Here is a 26765-nt window from a genome sequence, read left to right as displayed (position 1 = left end):
AGCTCGTTGCCGTCGAGCACCGCCAGACCGTCGTCCTCGGCGGGCGGCAAGGCCACCACCAGCTCCCCCTTGGCCCGGGCGATGTTCTCCACCGACCCGGGCTCGCCGAGGTGCGCGTGCCCGACCCGGGTGACGACACCGACCGTGGGTGGGGCGATCTCGGTCAGGTACGCGGTGTGCCCGATGCCGCGCGCCCCAGCTCCAGCACCAGGTAACAGGTCTCGACGGTCCGCGCCGGCGCAGTCAGGTCGAACCGCCTCGTCACCGCTAGGGTGTCCACGAGGTCTCCGGCTATTCAGGGTCTGCTTGGTCGCTGAACCATCTACCGGAGACCTCACTGTCTTTCGATCTCCGACACGCGAAGATCCTCAAACCAGCTCAAGCCCCGGCACCGACTCCGACACAGGCCCTAGGGCGTGGCGGGTGGGCGTTCGGCCGGGGTGGGCGTCACCGCCCAGCCGTCGAAGCGGGCCGCCCACCGGTCCAGCGGCAGCGTCAGGATGACTGCCGCGAGCAGCAGGTGGACCGCGCAGAACACGATCGCGACGGTCGCGGTGGGCGGACCACCGACGAACACCGTGATGTGTGACGCCCAGTGCAGCACCCGTGGTCTGGGGCCGTTCCAGTCGTTGGTGTAGTAGAACGACAGGTCGTTGAGGCCGGAGATCAGGACCAGGACCGCGGCCAGGCCCGCCCGCAGCACCCGGCCCGCCGACGCGCCACCGAGCCGGTAGGCGAAGAGCACGGCGAGCACCGTGAACGCGTTGAGGAAGATCGTCCACTGGTACAGCCGGGGAAACGCGGCGTCCTGGTCGGCGGCTTCGGCGTAGCCGAAGATGTGGTCGACGTTGAGGGTGTCCACCAATCCCATGTAGCCGACGAACAGCACCGCCAGCAGTGCCAGGCCGAGCCCCGGGCGCTGGGGGAAGTAGGCGACCGCGAGCACCGCGCACAGCAGCGGCGCGGTCTTGAGCAGCACCTCGCCCAGGTGGTCGATGGTGCGGTCCGGCGGCAGCACCAGCATGATCAGCGCGGCGAGGCCGCCGCCCACCGTGGCCGGCAGCAGCCACCACCAGCGGCGAATCACTTCTCGGTCCAGAAGGGGCCGAGGGCCAGGGCGTCCATGCCGGTACGCAGGTAGCACCGCACGGCATCGGCCGGGGTCCGCACGATCGGTTCCTCGTTGTCGTTGAACGACGTGTTGACCACCATCGGCACTCCGGTGAGTTCGTCGAACCGGGTGATGAGCCGGTGGTAGAGGGGGTTGTCGGTGGCCGAGACGGTCTGCACGCGGGCCGTCCCGTCGACGTGGGTGATCGCCGGCACCCGCTCGCGTTGGTGTTCCAGGACGTCGAAGACCAGCAGCATCACCGGCGACGGGTAGTCGGAGGCGAAGTACTCCCCGGAGCGCTCGGCCAGGCAGGAGGGCGCGAACGGCCGGAACGGCTCCCGGTGCTTGACCTTCTCGTTGAGCCGGTCCTTGGTGTCCTTGCCACGCGGGTCGGCCAGGATCGACCGGTTGCCCAGCGCCCGCGGCCCGCACTCCATGCGCCCCTGGAACCAGCCGACGATCCTGCTGTCGGCCAGGGCCCGCGCGGTCGTGTCGGTGATGTCGTCGGCGCGCCGGTAGGGCAGACCCGCATCGGCCAGCGCCTTCTCCATCTCCGCCTCGGTGTACTGCGTCCCGAGGAAGATGTAACCGCCGGTGGGCCGGGGCTGGCCGAGGCTCGCGCCGACCTGCAACGCCGCGCCGAGCGCCGAACCGTCGTCGGCTGCGGCGGGCTGGGCGAAGAAGTCCTCGAACGGGGTCTCCAGCAGGATCCGCCCGTTCATGACGCTGTTGAGCGCCACCCCGCCCGCGGTGACCAGACGGGTCTCCCCGGTGTGCCGTTGCAGCCAGCGGGCGACGTGCAGGCCCGCCTCCTCCAGGGTGGTCTGTAGGCCGTACGCGATGTCGGCGTAGTACTGGGGCACCTCGTCACGGGTACGCGGGCGCGGCGGGCCGAACCGTTCCAGGAACTTCGCCGACATCTGGTGCTTGCCGGTGGCGTGGTGGCGGAACCAGCTCAGGTCGAGTTCGTAGTGCCCGTCGGGCAGCAGCCGGACCAGTTCCCGCATCGCCTCGACGTGGGTCGGCTCGCCGTAGGCGGCCAGTCCCATCACCTTTCCCTCGTCGCGGGTGGGGTGGAAGCCGAGGTAGCTGGTGACGCAGGCGTACAGGGCGCCCAGTGAGTGCGGGAAGCGCACCCGGCGCACGTCGCGGATCCGGTCGCCCTCGCCGACGGCGAGGTAGGTCGACGTGCCGTCGCTGCCGATGCCGTCCCAGGTGATGATCGCCGCGTGGTCCCACGGCGACAGGAGGTACCCGCTGGCCGCGTGGGACAGGTGGTGGTCGACCAGGTGCACCTTGAAGCGCACCGGCCCGGTGTGGCCGACCGCCTCGCACAGGATCTTCTTCATCGTGTACGACCGGCGCAGGTGCAGCAGGAGCGCGCCGCCGACGTGGTAGTCGTCGGAGTGCGACTGCACGCCTGCGGAACGGAGGGTGGCGGCGATCCCCGACGCCCTGCCGCCGTAGGTGCCCGCGTCGTTGCGTAGCACCGCCAGCGTCGCCGGCAGGTGCGTGACGAAGTGCTTGAGCGCGTGCGTGACCTCCTTGCGGGCCTGCCAGAAGTAGGCGACGTGGTCCACCTCGGCCAGGGTGATGCCGGCTGTCGCCAGGCACTCGCGGATGGCCCGTGCCGGGAAGGTCCCGTCGTGCTTCACGCGGGAGACCCGCTCCTCCTCCACGAAGGCCACGATGCGGCCGTCGTGCACCAGCCCGGCTGCCGAGTCGTGATGCTGGTTGATGCCCAGCACGTACATGCGATTCTCCGATCCCGATCGACTGGATGCTTGAGCTTGCCGCCTAACGGCGGCTTCGACAACATTTGTCGAGCTGTCATTTTCCTATTCGGAGGGCATATCCACTGAGATACCTGAATTCGGGCAGGGGGTATGGGGAATCGAAGCATACCGCTATTGTGGGGGTCGTTTGCGTGCCGGCTTCACCTGTGCCGGCGCCACCGGTGGCGCGACGATGTGCCGGAAAGGCGGCCGTATTGCCGGATATCAACCATGGCGGCGACGGATTCGCCCTGACCGTTGTCGTGCCATGTCTGAACGAGGCGGACAATATCGACGCGGTCCACCGGGAAATTGTTGCCGAGTTGTCCGGATACGCCGGCCTGGAGATCCTGTTCATCGACGACGGCAGCACCGACACCACCCTGGACCGGTTCCGCGCGCTGGCGGAAAAGGACCCAGCGGTGTCCTACCTCTCCTTCACCCGCAACTTCGGGCTGGAAGCGGCGTTCTCGGCGGGCTACCGCTACGCCCGCCACCCCTGGATCCTGCACCTGGACGCCGACCTGCAGTTCCCGCCCGCCGAGGCGCACAAGTTGATCGAACGGGCCCGCGAGGGCTACGACGCGGTCTTCGGCATCCGGGTGGACCGGCAGGACCGCCTGCTGCGTCGGGCCGCGTCCGGGCTGCACGATCTGATCGCCCGGCGGCTGCTGCGCATCGAGATCCCCGCCGGTGGCACCAGCTTCCGGCTGCTGCGCACCGACGTCGCCCGCCGGGTCGTGGACCTGCGCCTGGCCACGCCCTACTTCATGGCGACCCTGCCCCGGCTGACCGGTGCCTGGACGACCGTCCCCACCGCGCACCGCGCCCGTCGCAGCGGCGAGGCCAAGGTGACCGTACGCGGTCTGGCGCGGCACGCCGTGGAGCTGTTCATGTCCCACTCTGCGCGCCCGGTCGTCGCGGCCGGGCAGGTCAGCCTCGCCGCCGCCGCACTGGCGCTGGCCGGCGCGGTCTGCGCCCTGCTGCCCGGCCGCCTGCCCGCCGCGGCGGCCCTGCTCGGGCTGGCGCTGGCCGCCGGCCTGACCGGCCTGGCCGTCGCCACCCGGTACCTGCTGCACATCGCCCGGCCGCCGGGCCGGCTGCCGCAGTTCCTGATCCGCGAGGCCAACATCCCGACCGCCGCCGAGGACACGCTCGCGCCGCCCCCGGCGCGGCCGGCCCGCGCACCGCTACCCCTGCCGGAACCCGCGGCATGAGAACCCTGGCCGTGCTCGGCGGCGCGGACGGGGCCATCACCACCCTCGTCACGGCGGCGCGCCTCGGACTGCACACCATCTGCATCGACGCGCGTACCGACGCCCCCGCGACCGCCTACGCCGCGGAATTTCTCAACCTGAGCACCCGTGACGTGCCCGTGGTCGCCGCCGCGCTCGCCGCGCGCGACGACCTCGCCGGCGTCGTCTCTCCCGCCAGTGACGTCAACCTGCCCGCCCAGTACCAGTTGTCGCAGCTGCTCGGCCTCCCCAACGGGCTCTCCCCGCAGGCGCTGCGCGCCTCCGTCGACAAGGGATACTTCCGCGAGGTCTGCGACCGGCTGGGCCAACCCGGCCCCAGGTTCGTGCAGGACCGGCCCGAGGCCGTGGTGAGCGGGTGCGGGAACCTGCGCTACCCGGTGATCGTGAAACCGACCGACTCCAGCGGCGGACGCGGCATCAGCCTGTGCACCTCCCCCGCCGAGGTGCCCGCCGCCGTGGACGCCGCCGCCGCGTACTCCGCCGCAGGCATCGTGATCGTCGAGGAGTTCCTCGACGGCGAGCACTACGCGGTGGAGGCCGTGGTCGCCGACGGCGAGATCGTGCTCTTCGGGCTCGGCGCACGTACGCTCACCGAGCCACCGCACTTCGTCACCCTCGAACACGTCATGCCCGGGGCGGACGCGGACCTCGTCGCCCGCTGCCGGGCCACCACCGAGGAGATCGTCGCCGCGCTCGGCTACCGGTGGGGATCGCTCAACGCCGACCTGCTCGTCGACCGCGACCACCGGGTGATCGTCATCGAACTGGGGGCACGTCTGGGCGGCAACGGCTCCGCCGAACTGCTCGGCCTCGTACACGGCGTCGACGTCACCGCCGCGTACGTGGCGATGGCCGTCGGCGAGCGACCCGACCTGACCCCCGGTGAGCCGGCCTGCGCGGCGATGCGGGTGCTGCGCGCGGCCCGGCCGGGCAAGCTGGTCGCCGTCCGCGGCGACGACACGGTACGGGCACTGCCCGGCCTGGTCGACTTCATCCTCGCGGTCCGTCCGGGCGACCACGTCGAGCCGTACCACCGGGCGGGCGCGAAACTCGGCTACCTGCTCGCGACCGCCCCCGACCACGACCAGCTGCGCGCCACCCTCGCCGCCGTCGACACCCACCTGCACTTCGACGTACAGCCGGAAGCGGCCGTGAGCGGTCCCGACCCGGTCGCATGAGGACAGCCGCCCCGGCCGCCCTGCCCCGGCCGCGCGTCGTGGTGGTCCTGCTGGCCGGACGCGGCGCGTACCGGCTCGCCGTGTACGCCGCAGGACTGATTCTGCTGGCCGTGTGGGGTCCGGACGAGTTCGCCGCCTACGCGGGACCTGTCGGTGCGCTCGCCTGGTACACCGTGGCGGTGTCCAGCGGACCGGAGAAGGCCGCGCTGACCCTGATCGCGCGGCCCGGCGGCGCGCACCTGCACCGGCTGGTGCGCGCCATCGCGGTCACCGGGCTCGCCGTGCCACTGGCCGGATGGCTGCTGCTGATCGTGGCCGGCGCGGGGGACACCGCCGTCCGCTACGCCGCCGCGGCCACCGCCGCGGGCGGGATCGGCTGCGCCACGGTCCTCGTCGCGCTGTACCGGCTGCGGGGCGCCCCGCTGGTCGACGGCGCGGCGTACCTCACCGTCGCGGTGGCGTATGCCGTCGCGGTCGCGCTGGCGCTGGCCGGAGCGGGCGCCACCCAGGTCCTCACCGCGCTGGCCGCCGCCGGTATCGCGGTGAACACCGCGCTGCTCGTCGGCCTCGCACGCGGCGACCGCAGCCCGCCCGGTCCCAAAGCAGGTGCGGACACCGCACGGAAGCAGGCGACGCAGTACCCGGACCCGGCCGCCCACGGCGGTACGGCACGACCTGCCGACCCGGCTACGGATCACGGGGACGCGGTCGCCTCCGACGTACCGGCGCTGTCACGCCGGGTCGCGCTGCGCGCCGCGGCGCTGCTCGGCGTCGCCGAACTGTCGGGCACGGCCGGCGCGTCGGCCCTGTACGCCGCCCTGGCCGGCCTGGGGGACGCCGCCGAGATCAGCCTCTTCTACGTGCTGGCCGTGGTCACGTCGGTGGTGTCCACGGGGTGGGGCTACCTGCTGCGCCTCGTCCAACCCGCCGTCGCGGACCGCTACGACCAGGCCGGCGAGCAGGCCGGCTGGCGGGCCGCCCGACGGACGCTCGGCGCAACCATGGCGTTCGGGCTACCCGCAGCCGTCGCGCTGACCGCCGCCGCCACCGCCGGCGCGGGACCGGACCTGGTCTATCCGGCGATCGCCGTGGAGATCGTGCTGTTCGGCGCGAACGCCGTGTCGGCACTGCTCCTGGAGGTCAGCGGCGCGCGGGGTCGACGCTGGTCGGCACAGGCGGCGGCGGCGCAGTTCGCCGTCGTCGCCGGGACCGGTTGGCTGCTCGTACCGGTCACCGGTGCCCTCGGCGGTGTCGCCGCGCTGGTCGCCGGCGAGCTGGTCCGGGCGGCCCTGCTGCGGCTCGCCGCCGGCCGGGCGGCCAGCAGGTGAGGACCGGACGGTCACGGACTGGGCTGCCCGGCGGACCGCCGCCGGTACCGGCGACGGCCGGAGCGGGTCAGCTCGGAACGTCCACCCGGCACCACACCTCGGCGTCGGCCAGGAACGCGCTGGATGACGTCGTCGGCTCGCGGGTCACCTGAGGTGATCCCGCTACGGCCACCCCGCCGACGGTCAGCCGCCCCTCGGCGCACGGCACGTACACGGTGGAGAGCAGGTTCGGGGTGCCGCCGAGGTCGAACTCGGGCACCCGGATCAGCCGCCGGTCGAGCGGCTCGCCGATCTCCACAACGACGTCGGCCGCCTGCGCGCGGACACCCCGGGCCAGGTCGTAGTCGAGACGGACCGCGGTGTGCGTCACCGCCGGTATGCCCCACGGCAGGCCCTCGACCTCCGGAAAGTGCCGGGTGAACTCGTCGGTCAGCCACTGGCCGAGTTCCGGTCGTGGGGTCAGGATCCGGACCTCGCCCGCCTGCCACACCACGACCGCCTGCCCCGGGCCCCGTTCGGACCAGTCCACCCGCCACACCGACGCGAACGCGGTGCGCTCTCCGGCGGCGTCGAACAGGGTGAGCCCGGGGTTGGCACCGATCAGGCGTACCGACATCGTCATCCCTACCCCGCCACGAACCTGTCCGGACCGTGAACCTATCAGTGCTACCCGTGCTGGGAACGAAGCCGGGACGGCGAATGACCCGAAAATGAGCCGCAGTGCCTCCTCCGTCCATGGGGGCGGTCCTGCTTACGCTGGTTGAGGCCGACGGTTGTCGTACAGCGGATGGTAGTCAATGCGGACCCGGCGCTGTTCGGCCTCGGCGATCCATACAGTCACGACGGCTGGGCTGGCCCCCTCGTCTAGGGCCTTCCTGTAGCTGGCGATCTTCTTGTCGAACTCGGCACCGGGTTTGCGTGCTGGATGCTGCTTGGGGAGTACCGTCTCTTCTGGTGTGGCGAGTGATTGAGCGAGCAGTCTGATGGTCTGATCGCGATTTTGACGGATCGAAAGCCGAGGCGAGCCAACGATCGAGGAAGACCCGAAGCCGGAACAAGGCGACGATCGACTGAACATCAACATGCCGGCCTGCCAACAAGCGCTTCGGATGGAACGGACCCGGTATCCCGTGGCCCGTGCCGCTCCGCAGGTCCACCATGGGGCGCCGGTGTAACTTCCTAACCAAGGGGCAGTCGAGGTTCAGGCTCCTTCTCCGCAGACTCGGAGCGAGAACCGAGCATGCCAAGAACACCTTTGACAAGTAGCCAGATCGCAACGCTCGGCATTCCGAGACTCGGAACCGCAAATATCCAGGCAACCCATCCGCTGGCCTTTTCCCAATTGCCATTGGCGATGGCAAGCATTGCTCCAACGGTGGTCGTTCCAGCTGTGGAGAACAGCATGATCGAAAGAGACGAGCCGTTGAGTTTCTGGATATGCGGGCTTGACGGACTGGGTCTGCTTGCTGCCGGCCCGAATGCCATGTTCGCGGCAAGGTAGAAAAAGAGGGCCAGGATCATGAATATGATGAGCAGAGGTGCCGCTGCCGACGTCAGGCTTCTATCCAGACTCAACCACACCCACAGGGCCTCGCCGACCCGAACGAGTAGGAGTAGCTCGGCTGTGCACGCTACGCTGATCAGAGTGAAACGAAGAAATCTATCTGGACTACTTCCCGGCAGAACGTCAAGGTTGGCTCCCTCTTCCGCACGGTCGTCGAAGTACGTGTGGACAAGAAGAACGATCCCGCCCACGGCAGCGACGGAGCCGATGGCCAACAGGGCACTCGCCACGGCCGTTGCGGCCCAGACCCTCCGACAGGACGCATCGGCTTCACCGGAGATCAGGGAAAACAAGTACGAACCCAGTCCCAGTGCAATGAATCCGGAGAGGAATGGTGTCAGGGCTGGCAGGCGCGCCGTCAGGCTTCTGGGCTGGCGCTCAACGAGTAGCACAATCAGACCCGCAAACATGAAACCGCTGATCAATCCACTAAGTGCAGACATCGTCGGAGCCGCGCCGACCACATCCCAGGCGGCAATGCCGCAGGGGTTTCCCATGTGGGTAGTCCTTCACAGGAGAGGGAGAGCCACGACGTTAGCGTAATCGCTCGGCGTTAGCAAGAAGTAACTCGGCTCTGACCGAATGGCCTTGACGGATCTCGGTGAAGACTCTTCGCAAAAAAGATCTTCAAGCAAACGGCACGGCCGGTTGGCCGCAAAGAGGCGTGCGATACCGTGAACCATATTCACCGTGTTACCGGCTCAATGTGAACAAACCTCGATCTTGCGCGACAGTGTTGTCCATGACGATGAAGCCATCGCGGCGAGCATGGCCGACGCCCGCGCTGTCGGGATCCATGTCTCGAACTCACCGCGGGAATCGAGGGACTGCGTCGGGCGCCCCGATGGTGCCGTTCCTCGTCCATCGCCACCGCGGTCACCTCGAGCGGTGGTACCGACGTGCTCGTCGGCAGCCGCTTGGCGAGCGGCTTTCGGCGCAGTCCGTGAGCGTTGACGGCACCGGCTACGCTCGCGGTGACTGAGGATTACATCTATGTCACGATTGGTGGCCACACCTGACTGTGTGCCCGACCGCGGAGGTGTGTCGTGATTCCGAACATCGTCGCCGGCCTGATCACCTCCGTACTGCTGGCTCTCGTGACCCTTTCCTGGCGTCACCGTGGGTACCTTCCGCTGCTGCGGACGACACTCCTCTCCTCCGGACAGCTACGGGTCTCGGTGGCGACACTCATCCGGATCAAGCAGGATGACTGCTACGTCCTCTTCCACCACCCCTACCGGCCCAGCGCTTACGGCCCACCCGGCGGCGTCCTCAAGTACGCCCCGTCAGCGCGCCGCACCCTCGACGCCCTCGGCTTCGTCGAGCACAGGGTCTCCGAGATGGAGGAGACGATGGTGTACGACCTGCGCGGATTCCTGCCGGCCCGACACGGGATCGGCTTCATGCGCTGGTACGCCACCCGGCGGGACCGCGAGTGCGGTGCCGACGCCGCCCGCCGTGAACTGGCCGAGGAACTGGCCGAGACCGGCCACCCGGAGCTGATCCCGCTCGTTACGGATCTCGTCTTGGAGCCGGTACGGACCGTGTTCGAACCGCCTCGCCGGGTGGGTTCGATGGCGTACCGCACGATGCGCGCGTTCGAGGTCTACGACGTCGTCGTGGACAGCCCGGCTGCCGCCGACCTGCTGCGCGCCCTGCAGACACTTGGCCGCGACGCCACCGAGACGCAGATCATCGCGGTCAACAGCAGGGACATCCGGCACGGAAGGCACGGATGGCACCTGATCGCTCCGCAGTCGGCCTTCCTGCTCGGCGACCGGCGGCTCCACGAGGACCTGCCCGCGCTGCGGTGATCCCGGTCAGGCCAACCTGGCCAGCACCCCGGCTTTCGCCGCCTCGCTCATCTGGATCTCCCACAGAGTGTCACGGCACTCGGGCCCCAGACCCGGTGCGGTGAGTCGTTCGGCGATCCGCTGTGCGATCCGCGGCGGCCCGTGAAGTTCCGCCGGGGTGCACGGTCCCGGGGCCCACCACCGCAGGGCATTACCGGCTGCCGTACGCATCCGGGGATCCGCGGTGAGTTCGGTGAGCAGGACACTCCAATCACCCAGGTAGGCCAGGGCGATGGCCTTGGCCACCCGTCCACTCGGGTCGTCACCGGTGTCGACACCGGACAGTGTGGCGTGCCACGCGTCGGCTTCTGGCGACGGTGCGTCGCCGGACACCAGCCGGGCCAGGTATCCCGCGACGGCGAGAACCTCGGCGCGGGCCGTCGTGTGGTGGACGCCGGTGACCCCGGACTGCATCGCCCCGGTGAGCGTGCCGAGGGCGGGGTCGGCGAGTAGCGCGACGGCCATGGGCAGGGCTCTGGTCAGCTCGGCGGTGGCCGCGGCCCGCAGGAAATCCACGCACTCCCAGGTCGCCGTGACCGCCGGCCGCAGCGACCACAGACGCTCGCGGACCTCGTCGGTGACCCATGCGGGTCTCGGCGACACTCCGGCGTGCAGGGGAAACCCGGAGGCGGCCAGACCTGCGACGGCGAGCCGGGAATCCTGCTGTGTGCCGGCGAGTAATGTCGGCCAGCCGGTGAACACGGCCCGGCAGTGGGCCATCGCCGCAGGCCAGGGCCAGCGCAACCGGGCGGCGTCTCCCCGTACACGCAGGGCGGTGTGGAGCCGGTCGGCCAGCCGCAGCCCGGCCAACGCGTCGATCGCTGCGGCCGCTCGTAGCAGTGCCGCCGGACCCTGTAGCTCGCCGCCGGCGTCGACCAGGGCGGTGGCGAGGCGCTGCGCCAGATCCAGCGCCGACGCCCGAAGGCCGCTCAGCTCCGGGTCGGCGGCGATCCGCTGCAGCAGAACCGCGACGATCAGCGGATCCGGGGAGGCTTCCTGCTCGCATTCCTGCAGGAGGTCGGCGATCTCGGTGCCGTCGCCGGCCAGTCGTCTGTGGATGTGCAGGACACCGTCGGGGTCGTCGGGCTCGGGGAAATCGGTCAGCAGCTCGTCGATCTGCTCACCGATGATGGTGTGGATCTCTACGGCGAAGCGGCGGGCGAGCAGCAGCGGCAGCCGTGTCGCACGCGGTATGCGGCGGGTCAGCAGGGTGATCCGCTCGTCCTGGAGGGCGCGGCTGTCGGCAGCGGTCGTCGTCGCCGGCAGCTGCGCCTCGATGTCGGTGAGCCGCCTGCTGGTCGCCGCGGTGTAGGCCGTCACTTGCGCGGGGGTCAGCTGGATCCGGTCGAGACGGAGCGTGTGGTGGGCCGCGTCGGCGACCGGCCATGGGGCGTCGTCGGTGAGGGTAGCCGCCACCAGGACGGACAGGTCGGAGAAGCCACGAGCCGCACGCAACGCGGCCGCCCGTACCTCGGTGGGAGCCGACCTGTCGCGCAGCACCCTCAGCACCAGACGCCGGGAGCGCGTTTCCTCGACGGCGATCACCCGGGCCTCGACGGGTGTTCGGGGATCCTCCGCCACCTCGGTCAGACTGTCGGATCCGGCTTCGCCGAGCAGGGACAGCGCCCGGCCCGCGCGGGCCCAGAGCGCGGAGCCCGTCGTCGGGTCCTTCAGCAGCGCGGTCATCCGCGCCACGAACGCCTCGGTGTGCTCGCTCGGCGGGCGGGCGGCGGCCAGCACGTGGGCCACCGGCACCGGATCGGCGCCGTCGAGAAGGCCGATCACCTCGCCGGCGCCGGCCATCGACACGTACAGGCGAATCGCCTCCTGCCATCGCATCGACCGGGCTCTCGGCTCGAGGGGCACGAGACCGTCGATCAGGGCCCGGGCGGCGAAGAAGTCGCGGTAGACCGGGAATGCGAACTGCAGGTCGTGCCCCAGCACACCCTGATCCACCAACGGGGCCAGAGTCCCGACCGGCGGCGCGGTAGCGCCGTCGAGTTCGGTCGCTGCCATGGCCGAAGCCGCCTCGGAGCACTGAAGATGGTCGCCGAGCAGATCGGCCACGGTGGCCGGAACTGCCGCACGGGTCAGCCGGCGGCCGAGCAACGAGAGGAACAGTGGCGTACGGGCCAGCTCGCGCAGCCCCGGCTCGGTGCCGTTGAGCAGAGCCCGCACGAGTCCGGCCGCGCGGCCTACGGAGATCGTGCCGGGCCGGCGACGGGCCGCCGCCGACATCAGGTAGATGATCGCTTGCGGAATGCTGGGTTCGGCGAGGTCCAGTCTCTCGAAACCGGTCAGCCCGTCCTCGGTATCCAGGCGGGTCGCCACCGCGACCGGGACACGCGGATGTGCACGACGAAGGTGCAGCAGCCACTGTCGGGCCGCGTCCCGCGCCTCGCCGTGTACGCCGTGCCATTCGTCGACGATCACGTGGACCGCCCCCGCATCGAGCAGCGTGGCCGCGGCCGGGCCGAGAACGGTGGCGACTGCGCCCGCCGATGTCCGGCCGGCGAGATCCACGGCGCGCAGCATCACCGGGATGCGTGTCCCGTCGCTGATCAGCTTGTCGCGCAGCACCGAAAGCGCTGTGGACTTCCCCGCCCCGGAGCGGCCGGCCAGCCGGACCGCAGGATGGTTCGCCAGATGGGCGACGGCGTCGGAGATCTGCTCACCGGTACGCTCCAGTCGGCCGCCGAGGTCGATGAGTGGTCCCGGTACACCGGACGCCGAGAGTCCAGGACTTTTGAGAAAGGCACGGGCCAGCGCGCCGGCCGCCTCCGCGAGAACCGTCTCCAGCACCGGCAGCGACCCACGACGGTCCGCCTCGACCGCGGCCGCCGCTGTCAGGTCGGGCGAAACCAGCCCCGGTGTGCCCAGGGCGTCGACCACGATCTCGGTCAGGTCCGCCTCGCTCCACCGTGCCAGCGGCCGATCTCCGAGCCATTCAGCGGCCACCGATCCGGCGGCCAGCGACGCCCGCCAGTGCTCCGGACGCTGCCGACGCCATTTGAGGGTCCGGTGCGCGGCCAGCAGCAGGTGACGCTGATACTCCAGCCAGAACCTGGCCGCGCCTGCCGGATGACAGCGCTGCGCCTCCCATCTCAGCCGGGCCAGAATCAGAAACGTCGGTCTGAGGGCGCCGGCCGGCACGAGCCGGTCGACGACCGCGTCGCGAACCGTGGGGGTCGTTGCCGGGAAACACACTGCCGCTACCGCGAGGAGCCGTTGCAACCGCACCATGTCGTCCAGCCCCATGTGCACCGCGACGACCCGGCGCATCAGATTGATCTCCAGCCAGGTGAAATCGACGAGCAACGGCTGGTCGTCGTGGGTCCGGGCATGATCGATGAGGTACGGGTGACCGCCGGCGATCAACACATTGTCGCCGTGCAGGTCACCGTGGACCACGCCCCGTACCCGTGCCGGCACCTCCTCGTCGAGCACCTGCGGGAGGACCGCGAACATGGCGTCCACCAGGTGAGGATCGGCATCCTCGGCGAGCGCCTCGCCCATCCGGCGCAGGGTGTCCGCCGTCCGCCAGCCGACCACCTCGCCCGAGACACTGAACGGTCCCGGCCCGACAACGGCCGGTGACAGCGGGCCGGGCGAGCCGGGTCGTAGCCGCAGTTTTACCCGCATGCCGTCGCGTTCCCCGACGACGTCGTCCTCGTCGTTCTCGTCGTGCGGAATCTGCAGTTCGTGGACCGTGACTCGCTCACCGGGCCCCGGTCGTGGTGCTGCCAGGCGGGCCTGGACGATCACGGCTCTCGGCGGCATGGTCCGCCCGACCTGGGTGGTCGCCGTATCCGACCATGCCCGGCCGGTTACGGCGCGATCGACCTCGACGACCAGGTCTGCGCCGAGCGTCGTGTTGAACTCGGCAAGTGATCGTGGTGCCGGATCGGGCAGTGCGGGCCGGTAGTAGGCCCGGCCCACCTTGTCGAGTAAGTCGCTGACCAGTTCTGCCACCCGGGCCGCCGCGACGTCGTCCGCCGCGGCGATCGCCTCGGCGGCCACCTCCTCCAGAGTGCTCAGCCCGTCGGTGCCGGAATGATGCTTCACATGGTCGTAGACCAGCGCCTCGGCCTCGCCGGGAATCCGCCGGGCCAGGTCACGGGCTCCGGGCGTGGCCGCCTCGATACCGACGAGCACCGCGGTCTGCCGGGGATACACGATCGAGACGTACGCCTTCCATTCCTCGTGCATCAGCCGGGCGGGACCGACTTTGACGACCCGGGCCAGTTCCTCGTTGCCCCGGTGCAACAGTGCTTCGAAGACCAGGGCGCCACCGGCGCCGGACAGCCGGCGTCCGAGGCTGATCCGGTCGACCGGCTGTGACCACGAACCACGCTCGGCACCGGTATCGAGCCGGAGGAGAGCCGCGTCGATCAGGGTGCGTTCCTCGTCCGTGAAATCGGTGTCCCCGTACGTGACGCGCATTCGCCCTCACAGATGAACGTGGTCTCGGCGCGACTTACAGTAGTCGCCGAGGCAAGTGCCGACCATGGAGGAGGATCGGTGGTCGACGAATCCACCATCTGGGGAAACATCTGCCGTGACTTCCACGACATCCGGCTGGGAGCCAACCGCAACGACTTGGTGTCCGAGTGGCAGCGCCTGGTCCGCGACTGCCGCGACGACCGGCCGGACCTCGCGGGCTGGCAGGCGCTGGACCGCGAGATCCGACTTCGTGACGACACGGCCGACGACTCGTCGCTGCGCTACCCGGATGAGGAATCGGACGACGACGATGCCGATGAAGCGGACGAGTTCGTCTGCCCGAAGTCGCAGTGCTCACGGGTCGAACCGCGCCTCTACCTCGGTGAGGCACCACGATGCGAGTTGTTCAACCGCAGGATGAAGCCCGCCGTCACCGGTTGAGCCCCTACGCTCCGGTGTGGCAGAACGCCGCCCAGTCCTGCGGGCCCCGCACGTGGCGCATCGCCGCTACCGCCCGGTGCAGAGCGTGCGCGGCCCCGGCCTCCGCCAGCACGCCGCCTACGGTCAGTTCGCCGTAGATCGCGGCCGCCACCGACGCCGCGACATCGTCGCGGACCGGCCACTGCGCGGCCACGACGTGCCGGTAACCGGCCAGCCGCAACGCCCCCGACAGATGAACCGCTTCGTCCGGGACGGCCCGGCTACCGGTCTGGCTCTCACACGACGACAGGAACGCGAACCGGACTCCGGCCAGTCGCAGTCGGGCGAGCGCGCGGATGCTCAGCTCACCGTCCGGCAGCAGTAGCGCCGCCGATGCCGACCTGCCGTCGCCCTGACGGCTGTGCCCGGCGAAGTGGAACCACTGATGATCCGGCAGCGCCGCGAGCACCCGCCGGGTGGTCGCAGCGGGCCCGGCGAGCACCGTGCACGATGCTGGCCCGACGAGTGCGGCCAGATGCCGGCCCTCCTGCTCGGCCCGGGGCAGGCCGGCCAGCGTGGGAACCTCCGAAGCGGTGACCACCAGCACTCGGGTCGGTCCCGCCTCGTCCGGCGCCGGGCCGTCGAGCAGGGCCCGCACGGTGGGGGTGTACGACGACACCACCCTGTCCATGGTGCCCACATCCCGGCCCACGACCGGGTCGTAGCGTTGCGCGGCATGCAACGGAAGCAGGCTGATCTCACCGGCCGGTGACCACCACACCCGGGGCGACGAACCTGCGTCGGCGCCGATGCCGAGGGCGTCGAGAACGGGTTCGGCCACAGCCGTCCACAGGAACGCCAGCAACTCCCGCAGCCGGCCGGCCCTGCGTGCGCCACCACGCTGGTGTCGTCGCACGGCGGTCGCCACCCGCTCGGCGGTCAGTAGCGGCAGCGGCACCAGGGTGGTTGCCGCGTCGTGCAGGATCAGCGCGTCGCAGCGCCATCTGCTGACGTTGACGACGATCACCGGGCCGTTCGCGGCGGCGGGGTACAGGTCCGCGATGGCCGGGCGCCGCAGGAAACCGTCGAGACCGGGTTCAGACCGGATCACGGTGAGCAGGTCACTGTATTCGCGGGCGAGTCGGGTGAACCGGTGGGCCGTCGCTGCCGCGGAACCGCCCGGCGGTCCGGCACCGCGATCGAGCTGCCGCCGCAGCGCGTCGAGACGCCCGGCCAGGTCCGGACGCGCCCGGCGCAGCGGACTGTCATCGGTACGAACCTCCAGTGCCCGGGCCAGCAGGACACCGCGGCCCTCCTCCAGCAATTCGACGGCGTACTCCGGCTGCCCACATGCGATCGCGCACGCCGCCGCGTCCCCGGCGACTCCGGCGAACTCGGCGAGGATCCGCAACTGGTCGACGGCGTCCAGCCCGTGCCACGCCATCACCTGCAGCAACCCGGTCACCTGGGCGTACGCCGGGAGAGCGGCCGTCATGTCGCCGGACGCCGCCAGCACCTGTGCCTGCGCCCGGGCGGCGCGGGCCCGCACCAGCGGTGGTGCCGCCTGCACCGCAGCGGCCTGCTGATAGGCGCGGACAGCGGCCTGCTCGTCGCCGCGTTGCCGATGGGTGTCACCCAGGTTGAGCCGGAATGCCGCCTGGTCCGGGTGTCCGGCCGGAGTCGCGTCGATCGCCGCGTCCAGGCACCGGATCGCCTCGTCGAGATCAGCGTCGGCCGGTCGGCTGCGATACCGGTCGAGAAGCGCCTTGCCCAGGTTCGACAGATAGCCGGGCCGCTGCGGGTGCCCGTCGGCGACCGTCCGTGTCGCATCGCGGTAGTGCTCGACGGCTGCGTCGATGTCCGCCGGCTGCCGGCTGAGGGCGAAGCGCCGCAGACACACCGTGCCGAGGCTGCTCAGATGGGCGGCCCGCGACCGATGCCGGCGCCGTAGCACCTCACGCAAGCCCTCGGCGGCCAGATCGAGGACGTCGAGGTCGCCGCCGAGCCGGTCGGACATGAGCAGGATCAGCGTGCTGAGCACGGCCAGACGTTCGGAGAAGTCCGGATGATCCGATGGCGTCACGGTCAGCGACTCCCGTGCCGCGGTGACGGCCGCGTCGAGCACATCGGTGTCCGCGGAGAACTGGTAGTGCTGCAGACTGGCGACCGCCAGGTTCTGCAGTCGGGAGGCACGTTCCGCCTCGGTGCTCGCGGCGGCGACCGCCTCCCGCAGGATCTCCAGGGCCTCCTCCAGGACCTCCTGGTCGCCGGTGTTCTCGTACACGGTGGTCAGGGAATTCGCCAGGTTCGACAGACGCAGACCACAATCCTCGGCCCCGCCCTGCCGTACCGCCTGCCGCTGGGCGGCTATCGCGGCCCGCAGCGTCGCCGGGTCACCGGACCGCTGCGCCGCCAGGGCCATCGCCGCGCCGTGGTTCGCCGTCAGGACGCCCCAGTCGGGATCGTTCTCCACGGTCACGGCCATCGCCTCGGCGTAGACCGTCAGGGCTTCGTCCAGCGGTGCCTGATCCCCGGTCAGCTCGAAGCGCAGGATCTTCGCGGCCGCGAGATTCGACAGGCAGACGCCGAGTCGCCGACCGTCCACCCGGGCAGCCGTCACCGCGGCCGAGAGCAGGATCTCCGCCCGATCCAGCAACACCGGCGAGCCCGTCTGTTCGGCCCGTTCCTGCAGGGCCAGCCCTTCACCGGTATACGCCGACACCACCGGCAGCGTGCCCGTCCCTCGGTAGGCTCGGTCGAGCAGCCCCGTATCGACGGAACCGGGCCACCGGTCGGTGCCGATGGTCAGCAGCCGCAAAGCCCGCGGAAGATCACCGCCGGCCAGTGACGTCTGCACGGCGGCGAGCAGTTGACGCATCGCGACGTCCCGGCCGGCCGCCCAATCGATGTCGGCGGCGTCCACGGCGTCGCCTACCGTCCGGTGTGGCAGTACGCCGCCCAGTACACCGACGGGCGGCCACGGCGTATCGGGCGCAACGCCTCGTGCAGCGCCCGGGCGGCCGAGCCCGGCCCGAGTTCGTCGCCGGATGCACACAACGCCTGGTACACCACACCCGTGATGTCGGCGGCGGCGGCGTCCGGTATCGCCCATCTGGTGCTGATCACCTGCGGGCAGCCGGCGGCCAGCATCGCCCCGGCCAGGTGCAGGGCCTCGTCCGGCAGCGACGGGCTGCCGACACTGCTCTCACAGGAGGCGAGGAAGACGAGTTGAGCCCTCGTAACGCCGGCCGCACCGATGCCGGCGACGGTCAGCTCCGCGTCGGACAGCAGAAGACAGCTGTTCGCGGGCACGTCGAGGTCCTGCCGGCTGTGACCGGCGAAATGCAGCAATGAAGCCGACCGCAGTGCCTGCGTGACCCGATCGAGGGTCGCAGCGTCGTCCATGATGGCCTCCACCGGCACCGGCAGCGCGGCCCGGACCCGATCGATCTCCGCCGGCACGTGCGACAGCTCCGGAAGTCCCGGAGTGTGCTGCAGACCTACGGCCACCGCCGTGTCGATCACCGCGGCCGGCCGGGAACGGGCAGCGACAAGATCACGCAGAGTAGGTGTGTAGGAGCTGACGACATGATCGGCGACGCTCACCTCGGTCAGCGTCTCCTGATCGAAATACTGGGCGGCGTGCAGCGGCAACAGGGCCAGCAGCCCGGCTGGGCACCACCACAACCGCGGCTGCCCGCTCTCACCGGGTTTGAGCCGGAGACCCCTCAGGACCGGCGCGGCGACACTGCGCCACAGCCAGGTCAGGACCGCGTCGAGATCGACGGTTGCGGACCGGCGCCGAGCCGGGTTGCGCGACCCCGACGCGGTCACCACACGCGCGAACCGCAGCGAATGATCGAGCAGGTCACCGGTGTGCAGTTCCGGCAACGGCACCGGCAGGATCTTCGGGCCGGCCCGCAGCATCAGAGCGTAGGCGCCGTAGCGGCTGACCACCGGCAGCACCACCGGGCCATCGGCGGCGGCCGCGGCCAGCTCAGCAGGCGTCGGCATGCTCCAGAACCCGGCGAACTCGGGATCGGCGCGGATCTCCGCCAGCGTCAGATCCAGCTGCGTGTTGACGGTGATCCGCCGGTCGGCGTCCTGTTCCCGGCGGTGCGTGTTCTCGTCGGCGGTGTCCCGCAGCCCGATGCCGCCGCTGTCGAGGCCGGCGAGCAGACCCTGCAACCGGGCGGCGAGTTCGGGACGCGCCGAGCGCAGCGCCGACAGGTCGTCGGTGGTCCTGGTCTGCTGCGCCCAGAGCACCCCACGGCCCTGCTCCAGCAGTTGAACGGCCAGCTCGTGCCGTCCGTGCAGGACAGCGATGACGGCGGCGTCAGCGGCCACCGCCCCCTCGGCGGCGAGGATCCGCTCCTGTTGGCTACGGTCCAGACCGGGCCACGCCATCCGCGGCAGGAGCGCCACGGCATCCTGGAAGGCTTCCAGCGCGTCCGCGACCCGCCGCTGGTCCATCGCCAGGTGACCACCACTGACCGCCGCCTGGTAGCGGACCCGGACGGCGCCTCCCGGTTCGGTACGGGCGTCCGCGTAGAACGAGACCGCGGACTCGAAGGCGGACAGGTTGCCGTCTGCCCGGTACGCGGCCCGGTGCGCGATCGCCAGATTCACCAGACACGAAGCCCGCGTCGGATGCCCCACCGCGAGCCGATCGGCCGCCCCGGTCAGAACATCGATCGCAGTCTGCAGATCCCGGTCGGCAGCCGGAACACGACCGCTGTCACGGAGCAGACTCTGACGTGCCAGTAGGGCACGGCCGTACTCGGCGGCGTAGCCCGCACCGTAGGGTCCCGAGCCGGCCGGCGTGTTCGCCACACCGGCCAGCACTCGTACCGCCTCGTCGAGATCCCGGGCCCGGTCAGCGGCGACATCGGCACGGAGCAGCAGGGTGCTGCCGAGTGCCGCCGAGCATGCCGCCGACTCCGCGTTCGGGCGCCCGGCCACCTCATACAGCAGGCGGACGGCCTCGTCGAGATCGTCGGCGTTCGAACGCAGCAGGAACCGGGCCCGCAACGCGGCCGCAAGATTAGCCACCCGGCCGGGCCGTTGCGGATGCCGGTCGGGGGTGAGCCGCACCGACTCCATCGAGTAGTCGACCACCTCGTCCAGGTCGGCGGGCTGGCCGTGCCGCTCGTAGCGGGTGAACAGCAGCGCTGCCAGGTTCGCCAGCACACCGGGACGGTCCGGTTGATCGGTGTCCAGGCGGTCCAGGACCGTACGTGTCACGGCCACCGCCTCGGCGAGCAGAGCCGGATTCCCGGTGCGTTCGAAGCGCCGCAGCCACACCAGCGCCAGGGTGCCCCGGTACAGCAGGACATCCACATCGTCGGGGTGCGTCGCTGTCGCCTGCTCGAGGACGCGTTCCGCCGCGTCCAGATCGTCCGGGTCATCGGCCACGAGGTAGCGGGTCAGTAGCGCGGAGCCCAGGTTGCCCCGGTACACGTCCGCGGCAGGTGTGCCGGCGGACAGTTCGATCGCCGTCTTCAGGAGGTCGATGGCGATGTCGATGTCACCGACGGAGCCGGTGAGCTGGTGGCGGGTTATCGCGGTGGTCGCGGCCACCGAGTGGACGGCCGCCTGCTCCGGTGCGGGCCCGCCGTCCTCCATCAACGTCGCGAGCATCATCGACACCTCGTCGAGCCGGCCCGCGTCGCCGTCCAGCGTCGCCGCGGTCCGCAGGCTGGAGGCGTAGGCCAGCACGACCGCGCCCCCGTCCGGATGAGACCGTGCGGCCTGCAGCACGGCGGCCCGATGCGCCCGTACCGCCGAGGCCAGGGAGTCCACGTCGCCGGTCCAGTCGTACCGCTCCTGCCAGGCATGGCCGAGCATCGCCAGTCGCCCGGCCATGGCCGGCTCCGCCGAGTCGCTGGAGCCGATCGCGTTCTCATGGGCCGCGATCGCCGCGGTGATGTCCACGTCCTGCCTCGTCCGCGCGTAACGCTCGCGCAGGGCGATGCCGAGATTGCCGAGCGCGCTGGTGCGATGCCGGCCGGGAGGCAGCGCCTCCACGGCGCCGCGCAGGGCGGCCACCGCTGTGTCCAACAGGGACCGGTCGTCGGCCAGTAGAGCCTGTTGCATGATGCGTACCCCGAGTTCCGCCTGCCGGATCGGCCGGGCCGCGGTCACCTCCGGGCGGTCGGCGAACAGGGTGAGCACCTTGGCGGCGTCCGGCGGAAGATCCGGATCGTCCGGGTCGCTGCAGGCCGCCAGCAGACTGACGATCGCCCCGGTCTCCGGCGTCGGCGCACCGAGGCGGCGACGCCGCCACCAGGTCACCGCTACCAACCGCAGCGCCTCGCGGTCGTCGTCGAGACGTCCGTCCGCGCCGACAGCGGTCGCGTCGAGGTCCGCCTGCAGAGCCCGGCACCACGCGGCGGCGTCCCTGGTGATCACCTCCTCGTCGGACATCCCGGCGAGTCGTCCGATCAGGGTGCCGCGGTTCGCGTCCATCCCCGCCATCACACCACTGTCACGGGCCGGCGTGGAAGTAGGCGGCCCAGGTGGTCACCGCGTGGACGGTCCGCAGCCGGCGGGCGATTCTGTGCAGGGCATCGGCGGCGAGTCCCGGATCGAGGTCACCGCCGGTGTCCATCCGCTCGTACAACTCGGCGGCGACCATCGCCGCGGCTCGGTCGGTGACCGGCCAGTAGGTCCCGACGACCCGCTGATAGCCGGCGAGCTGCGCCGCACCGCACAGATGCAGCACCTCGTCGGGCAGCCGCGCGGATCCCGCACCGGTCTCGCACGACGACAGGTACGCGAAACGGGCGGTGGGCAACCGCAGCGCGGCGATTTCCTGGAACGTCAGCCGGCCGTCGGCCAGTTCGAGCCCTGACGCGCCGGGATCGCCGAGATCCGTACGGCTGTGACCGGCGTAGTGCAGCCAGCCGTGTGTGCCCATGGCGGCGCTCACGGCGGCCCGGCCGGCGTCGCGCAGGACGGTCACCCGGTCAGCGGGCAGCCGTCCGGCGATCCGGGCGACCTCGTGCCCGGTGTAGGGCAGATCGTCGCCGGCCCGGACCGCGAGCAGCGCATCATCGCCCGGCGTACGGCTCCTGGACCGGGCGTGCGCGAGCGCGCCGACCGTCGGCGTGTACGACGACACCACCCGGTCGAGCACGCCGACGTCGGCGAGGGCACCGGCGTCCCAGTGGCCGGACGCGTGCAGCGGCAACACCGCCAACGGCCCGGTCGGGCACCACCACAGACGTGGCCAGGACGGCCCGTCCCGGTGCACCATCCCCAGATGGTCCAGCACCGGGCCGGTGACCGTCTTCCACAGCCAGGCCAGCACCGCGCGTAGGTTGGAATCCGCGCCGGGACGCAGTGGTCTGCGGGCGGCCCGTAGATACCCTGCGCTCACCCGCCGCGCCGCGGTGAGGGTGAGCCGTGGAAGCGGCAACAGTTCGACACCTGCGGTGGTGACGATCAGGGCGTCGCAGCGGCTCCGGCCGACGTTCACTACGACGACGGGACCGTCACCGGCCGCGGTGATCAGCGTTTCCAGACTCGGCGGCCGCAGGAAATCCTCAAGGCCGGGCAGCGTACGAGCCTGCGTGACCAGTTCCTCCCAGCGGCCCATCAGGTGCCGCCGTCGGTCCCACGGGCCTCGCCCGGTAACCACCGCGTCGACGTCGTCGGCGGCGTCACCGAGCCGGTCGGTCTCGTCGAGCTCCCGGCGGACCGCCAGCATCTCGGCGTTCAGTTCCGGGGCCGCGGCGCGAACCACCGACCGGTCGGCATCGGTGGCCAGCCGGTGGGCGTACAGCAGTCCACGAGCCCGTTCGAGCAGCACCAGGGCCCGGCCGGGCAGATCGTTGTCCACCGCGGCGGCCGCGGCGTCTCCGGCGATACCGACGACCTGCTCCAGGCTGAAGATCCGGTCGGGGAAGGGCAGGCCCGGCCACACCGCCTGCTCCAGCAGCGCCACCGTCGCCTCGTACCCCTCGAGGGAGGCCTGTCGGTCACCGGTCCGGGCGGCACACCGGGCCCACCGGTGAGCCGCGTCGAGGCGACTGGTGGTGGAGGCCGCGTCCACACCGGCCGCCTCCCGCAGTAACGGCAGCGCCGACGTGTCGTCGACCAGATTCGCCACCGCGAGCAGCCGCCGGGCCCGCGCCGAGTGGTCCGTCGCCGTCCCGTCGGCAGCCCGGCGGGCGGCGGCGAGCGCCGACTCCCGATCCACCGACCGGCCGGTGAGGGCATATCGCGCCTCGTAGGTGGCGGCAAGCACGGCCAGCCGGCTCAGCCGCGCCGGATCGTCGCCTGGTGTCCCGTCGACCGACGCCGCGATCGCCGAGAGGGCCTCGTCCAGGTCGGCCGGCGCTCCGCCGACCGTATGCCGCAGTCGCAGCGCGACGCTGAGATTGGCGAGCCGCCGCAGCCGGGCCGGGTCACCTCGCGAAGTCAGATCCACCGCCTCCCGGCCGGCACGGATGGACTCGTCGAGATCGTCGATCCTGCGCAGCCGTCCGTACCGGCTGCGCAGCATCACCGCGAGATTGCTCAGGTACCCGGCCCGGTGCAGATGCTCTTTCGGTGCGGCCCGCACGGCGTCCTCCGCCGCCCGTACCGCCGCCTCAAGGTCCGCCGTGGCCGGGCGCCGCCGATAGCGGGCCATCAGCAGACCCGCCACATTCGACAGGAACATCGGCATCGCCGGATAACCGTCAGGTGCGGCGGCAGCGGCCTGCTGGGCAACGGTGACAGCTTCATCGAGATCAGCAGCGACCCCGTACGCGTCATAGCGTGTGCGCAGGGCGACACTCAAGTTGTAGAGGTACCCGCACCGGTACGGATCACCGGCGGGCGCCGCCGCGACCGCCTCACGCGCCGCGGCCAGTCCGGTCTCGACATCGGCACGCTGTCCGAGTCGGTCGTAACGCACCCGGTACGCCGCGGACAGGTTCGACAACGCGGCCGCCCGTCCCGCGTCGGGCCGGGGCCGAGCCTCGACCACCGCCGTGGTCACCCGGATCGACTCATCTATGTCCCGCACATCGTTGCTGCGCAGGAAGAGCAGATGCAGAGCACTTCCTAGATCCAGCAGCACGGTGCTCAACCGTGGGTAGCCCGAGGCCATCGCATTGGCGGCCCGTCGGCCGACCGCGACCGCCTCCTGCAACACCGCGAGATCGCCTGAGTACTCGTACTGCGCCTGCAAAGCCGAGCCTAACGTCGACAGAGCCTCGACCTCCGCGGCGCTGCCGGCGACCGCCGTCGCTACAGCGGTCCGTAGAAGATCCAGCGCGGCCGCCAGGTCTGCCGGATCTTCACTCTGCTCGAAACGAGTCAGCAGCGCGCCGCCGAGCCCGTCCAGCCGCTCGGCCCGGTTCTCGTCGTCGGGACCGGTGAGCGCCACGGCCCGCTGGTGAAGTGAGACGGCCAACTCCAGGTCAGGCGGATGCCCAGTGGTCTCGAACCGCGTCACCAACTCCGCACCCCGGCGATGCAGCTCACCCGGGTCCTCGCCGTCGTCGGCAGCCATCCGTCACAGCTTACGTACCCCACCGCAGGCTCCGTGGGCCGTCCGCACCCCCACTTGAGAGCCGAGGAGAAGCTATTTAGATCTACGTCGTGCCTGTTGACGGCGAGGCGTAGAGGGGCAAGGGGCGCCTCTTGTCGAGAGGCGAGATGCCGGGATTCGAATTCCATGCGGTGGATACGTCCGACCGGATCTGACACGGGTGCCTGGCGCGCGGGGTCGACGATATGGTGGCGCAGCTCAGGCCCGACCTGAGCCGGGAGTAGCTGGGTGTCGGGCCTGACTTCCCGGGCGTCGCCCCGAATCCGCTCCTGGGCAGTGATGCACGCAAGCGCAATGCGGACCTGCGTACGGGGACGCTTGTTCTCGGTGTTCTCGTCGGCTGGCGGGAGGTGAACAGCAATCCTCGCGTGGTCCTGATGTTCGATGTGGAGACCGCCGAGGGCGTCTCGTTCCGCGGTATCGCCGGCGAAGACCTCACGATCACCGAGCTCGCCCGACTCGCCCCAGGGCAGACGTTGCCCGTGCGTTACCGGCCGGCCGTCATGGACCACTACGTCACCCTTTGCCCGGGACGCGGACCCTGCCCGTGTGCGGCAACTCTCGGCTGGCGCGCCTGGGTCGGTTCGACTACCTGCTGATCGAGTCCAGCGGGATCTCCGAGCCGATGCCGGTGGCCGCCACGTTCGCCTTCGGGGTGGAGGACGGGCAGGTCCTGGACGACCTGGCCCGGCTGGACACCACGGTCACCGTGGTCGACGCGGCCGGGCTGATCGCCCGGATCGAGGCGGGCGAGACGCTTGAGGCACGCGGCCTGGCCGCGTACGAGGGGGACGACCGGAGCATCGCCGACCTGCTCGTCGACCAGATCGAGTTCGCCGACGTGCTGGTTGTCAACAAGACCGATCTGGTGGCGGCCGAGCACCTGACGGTGGTCGAGGCGCTGCTGACCCGGCTCAACCCGGCGGCCCGGCAGGTCCGGGCGGTCCACGGGCGGGTCGACGCGGCGGAGATCCTGCACACCGGGCGGTTCGACCTGGAACGCGCGGAGACCACGCCCGGCTGGGTCGCCGAACTCAATGGGGAGCACGTGCCGGAAACCGAGGAGTACGGCATCTCCAGCATCGTGTTCCGCGACCACCGGCCGTTGCATCCGCAGCGCCTGTGGGATCTGCTGGCAGGTGGGCTGGACGTCTTCGGCGTGGTGCGGTCCAAGGGGTTCCTCTGGCTGGCGAGCCGCCCGGACGTGGTGGCCCTGTGGTCGCAGGCGGGCCCGTCGGGGCGGTGCGACCCGGCCGGCGTGCCGGTGGCGGTGTCGGGGGAGTGGCCGGAGGATCCCGCCGAGCGGGCGGAGGTGGAGTCCCGCTGGCACCCGGTCTTCGGGGACCGCCAGCAGGAACTGGTCCTCATCGGCGTCGGGCTCGACGGCGACGGGCTGCGGGCGGCCCTGACCGGCTGCCTGCTCACCGACGCGGAGATCGCCCTCGGAGAGTCCGGGTGGCGGCTCCTGCCCGATCCCTTCCCCGAGTGGGACCTCGGCGACCTGCACGAACACGACCACGCCGGGACGGTACGACTCTGATCAGGTCCAGGATGCCCGCTTGCGTCACCTGCCCGGAGGCCTGGTACGCCAAGGCCAGGGTGCCGCCGCTGATACGTCGGCAGCGCCTTCAGTGCCGAGCCGGGAGTTGGCCAGCTCGGTGGAGTCGGCGATCCGCAGCCACGGCCCGAGGACCCGCCGATGGAGCGACAGGCGCCATTGAGGACCGACGACTCACCCTCTGGCAGCTGCTCGGGTCTCTCCCGCACCAGGTAGGAGCCGTGGCCGTCGGCGGAGATGGCCAACTCGTCGTCGATGCTCACCCGGTGAAGCTGCCCGCCTTGCCGCTCGCCGAAGACAGGTGGTGAAGCGCGGCCGGGGAGCGGCGGTGGTCGCCTCGCCGTCGTCAGGGGCAGAACCTCGGGACCTCCAGCGCGATAGCGACGGCCGGTATGCCGGAGCAGCACGCCGAAGACGAGGAGCGGCACCGCCTGCACCATCACCGACACGAAGACGGTCAGCCAGATCTGCAGACGCGGGTCGGTGGCCAGCGTCTCGATCATCTCCCATGCCAACGACCGTATCCTAGGGTGATCACCTTCTCGCTCTGCGTCCATGATGTGCGATGCCCGTCCTCGTCGACGACGAGGACGGGCATCCTCGTGTTTTGACCATCGGGGGGATTTTCGGTGGTCGAGGTCTAGCGGATTGGGGAGGACCCTGTCCATGATCTGAGTTCTCACACAAAGATCATCAATGAACAGGGTCCTCGATGAGCAGGGTAGCGGTTGCCGG

At 70.7% G+C, this 26765-nt stretch carries 13 protein-coding genes and 2 pseudogenes; 6 read left to right on the top strand and 9 right to left on the bottom strand.

What is annotated here, in order from left to right; all coding sequences use genetic code 11:
- Positions 1 to 71: 71 nt before the first annotated feature.
- The 3 genes and pseudogenes from ACN260_RS17915 to ACN260_RS17905 all read right to left on the bottom strand — a co-directional run.
- Positions 72 to 338 (bottom strand): annotated as a pseudogene (locus tag ACN260_RS17915) (hypothetical protein); the annotation flags it as partial.
- 71 nt (positions 339 to 409) lie between these two features.
- Positions 410 to 1087, bottom strand: coding sequence for a hypothetical protein (locus ACN260_RS17910; protein WP_422752214.1), 678 nt, complete (start codon positions 1085 to 1087; stop codon positions 410 to 412).
- Positions 1084 to 2865, bottom strand: coding sequence for a carbamoyltransferase (locus ACN260_RS17905; protein ID WP_422752213.1), 1782 nt, complete (start codon positions 2863 to 2865; stop codon positions 1084 to 1086). The genes ACN260_RS17910 and ACN260_RS17905 overlap by 4 nt, the downstream gene beginning before the upstream one ends.
- A gap of 284 nt (positions 2866 to 3149) precedes the next feature.
- Between ACN260_RS17905 and ACN260_RS17900 the strand changes: the two genes are divergently transcribed.
- From ACN260_RS17900 to ACN260_RS17890, 3 genes are read left to right on the top strand one after another with little or no spacing between them, the layout of a single operon-like run.
- On the top strand, positions 3150 to 4103 hold the full coding sequence (locus ACN260_RS17900) for a glycosyltransferase family 2 protein (RefSeq protein ID WP_422752212.1): 954 nt from the start codon (positions 3150 to 3152) through the stop codon (positions 4101 to 4103).
- Entirely contained in the window at positions 4100 to 5320 is a 1221-nt protein-coding gene (locus ACN260_RS17895) for an ATP-grasp domain-containing protein (RefSeq protein WP_422752211.1), read from the top strand. Before ACN260_RS17900 ends, ACN260_RS17895 begins: the two co-directional genes overlap by 4 nt.
- The gene (locus tag ACN260_RS17890; RefSeq protein ID WP_422752210.1) at positions 5317 to 6648 is read left to right on the top strand and encodes a hypothetical protein; all 1332 of its coding nucleotides are present in this window, start codon (positions 5317 to 5319) and stop codon (positions 6646 to 6648) included. Before ACN260_RS17895 ends, ACN260_RS17890 begins: the two co-directional genes overlap by 4 nt.
- Positions 6649 to 6715: 67 nt before the next feature.
- On the opposite strand, the gene ACN260_RS17885 is transcribed toward ACN260_RS17890, so the two are convergent.
- Positions 6716 to 7264 (bottom strand): hypothetical protein, encoded by a 549-nt coding sequence (locus tag ACN260_RS17885; RefSeq protein ID WP_422752209.1) that lies wholly within the window; start codon positions 7262 to 7264, stop codon positions 6716 to 6718.
- Positions 7265 to 7827: 563 nt separating this feature from the next.
- On the bottom strand, positions 7828 to 8709 hold the full coding sequence (locus ACN260_RS17880; protein ID WP_422752208.1) for a hypothetical protein: 882 nt from the start codon (positions 8707 to 8709) through the stop codon (positions 7828 to 7830).
- A 549-nt stretch (positions 8710 to 9258) separates the two neighbouring features.
- On the opposite strand from ACN260_RS17880, the gene ACN260_RS17875 reads away from it, so the two are divergent.
- Positions 9259 to 10026, top strand: coding sequence for a hypothetical protein (locus tag ACN260_RS17875; RefSeq protein WP_422752207.1), 768 nt, complete (start codon positions 9259 to 9261; stop codon positions 10024 to 10026).
- A 6-nt stretch (positions 10027 to 10032) separates the two neighbouring features.
- Here the strand turns inward: ACN260_RS17875 and ACN260_RS17870 are convergent, their stop codons facing one another.
- The gene (locus tag ACN260_RS17870) at positions 10033 to 14508 is read right to left on the bottom strand and encodes a hypothetical protein (RefSeq protein ID WP_422752206.1); all 4476 of its coding nucleotides are present in this window, start codon (positions 14506 to 14508) and stop codon (positions 10033 to 10035) included.
- 78 nt (positions 14509 to 14586) lie between these two features.
- Here ACN260_RS17870 and ACN260_RS17865 point away from each other — a divergent pair, with 78 nt between their 5' ends.
- Positions 14587 to 14949 carry a hypothetical protein gene (locus ACN260_RS17865; RefSeq protein ID WP_422752205.1) on the top strand — a complete coding sequence of 121 codons (363 nt, stop codon included), beginning with the start codon at positions 14587 to 14589 and terminating at the stop codon, positions 14947 to 14949.
- A gap of 4 nt (positions 14950 to 14953) precedes the next feature.
- On the opposite strand, the gene ACN260_RS17860 is transcribed toward ACN260_RS17865, so the two are convergent.
- From ACN260_RS17860 to ACN260_RS17850, 3 genes are read right to left on the bottom strand one after another with little or no spacing between them, the layout of a single operon-like run.
- Positions 14954 to 17851, bottom strand: a complete 2898-nt coding sequence (locus ACN260_RS17860) for a CHAT domain-containing protein (RefSeq protein ID WP_422752204.1) — start codon at positions 17849 to 17851, stop codon at positions 14954 to 14956.
- Between the two features lie 8 nt (positions 17852 to 17859).
- Positions 17860 to 21396, bottom strand: a complete 3537-nt coding sequence (locus tag ACN260_RS17855) for a CHAT domain-containing protein (RefSeq protein WP_422752203.1) — start codon at positions 21394 to 21396, stop codon at positions 17860 to 17862.
- Between the two features lie 19 nt (positions 21397 to 21415).
- Positions 21416 to 24433 (bottom strand): CHAT domain-containing protein, encoded by a 3018-nt coding sequence (locus ACN260_RS17850; RefSeq protein WP_422752202.1) that lies wholly within the window; start codon positions 24431 to 24433, stop codon positions 21416 to 21418.
- A 598-nt stretch (positions 24434 to 25031) separates the two neighbouring features.
- Between ACN260_RS17850 and ACN260_RS17845 the strand changes: the two are divergent.
- A pseudogene (locus ACN260_RS17845) lies at positions 25032 to 26012 on the top strand (CobW family GTP-binding protein); the annotation flags it as partial.
- Positions 26013 to 26765: the final 753 nt, after the last annotated feature.

Source organism: Micromonospora sp. WMMD708 (genome assembly GCF_049315245.1).
Classification (GTDB): Bacteria; Actinomycetota; Actinomycetes; order Mycobacteriales; family Micromonosporaceae; genus Micromonospora; species Micromonospora wenchangensis.
This window is presented reverse-complemented; position numbering and strand designations above follow the sequence as displayed.

Coding starts and splice junctions, on each gene's coding strand:
- ACN260_RS17880 (WP_422752208.1), bottom strand. CDS start 8,709: ATGGGAAACCCCTGCGGCATTGCCGCCTGGGATGTGGTCGGCGCGGCT.
- ACN260_RS17890 (WP_422752210.1), top strand. CDS start 5,317: ATGAGGACAGCCGCCCCGGCCGCCCTGCCCCGGCCGCGCGTCGTGGTG.
- ACN260_RS17905 (WP_422752213.1), bottom strand. CDS start 2,865: ATGTACGTGCTGGGCATCAACCAGCATCACGACTCGGCAGCCGGGCTG.
- ACN260_RS17885 (WP_422752209.1), bottom strand. CDS start 7,264: ATGTCGGTACGCCTGATCGGTGCCAACCCCGGGCTCACCCTGTTCGAC.
- ACN260_RS17850 (WP_422752202.1), bottom strand. CDS start 24,433: ATGGCTGCCGACGACGGCGAGGACCCGGGTGAGCTGCATCGCCGGGGT.
- ACN260_RS17870 (WP_422752206.1), bottom strand. CDS start 14,508: ATGCGCGTCACGTACGGGGACACCGATTTCACGGACGAGGAACGCACC.
- ACN260_RS17855 (WP_422752203.1), bottom strand. CDS start 21,396: ATGGACGCGAACCGCGGCACCCTGATCGGACGACTCGCCGGGATGTCC.
- ACN260_RS17895 (WP_422752211.1), top strand. CDS start 4,100: ATGAGAACCCTGGCCGTGCTCGGCGGCGCGGACGGGGCCATCACCACC.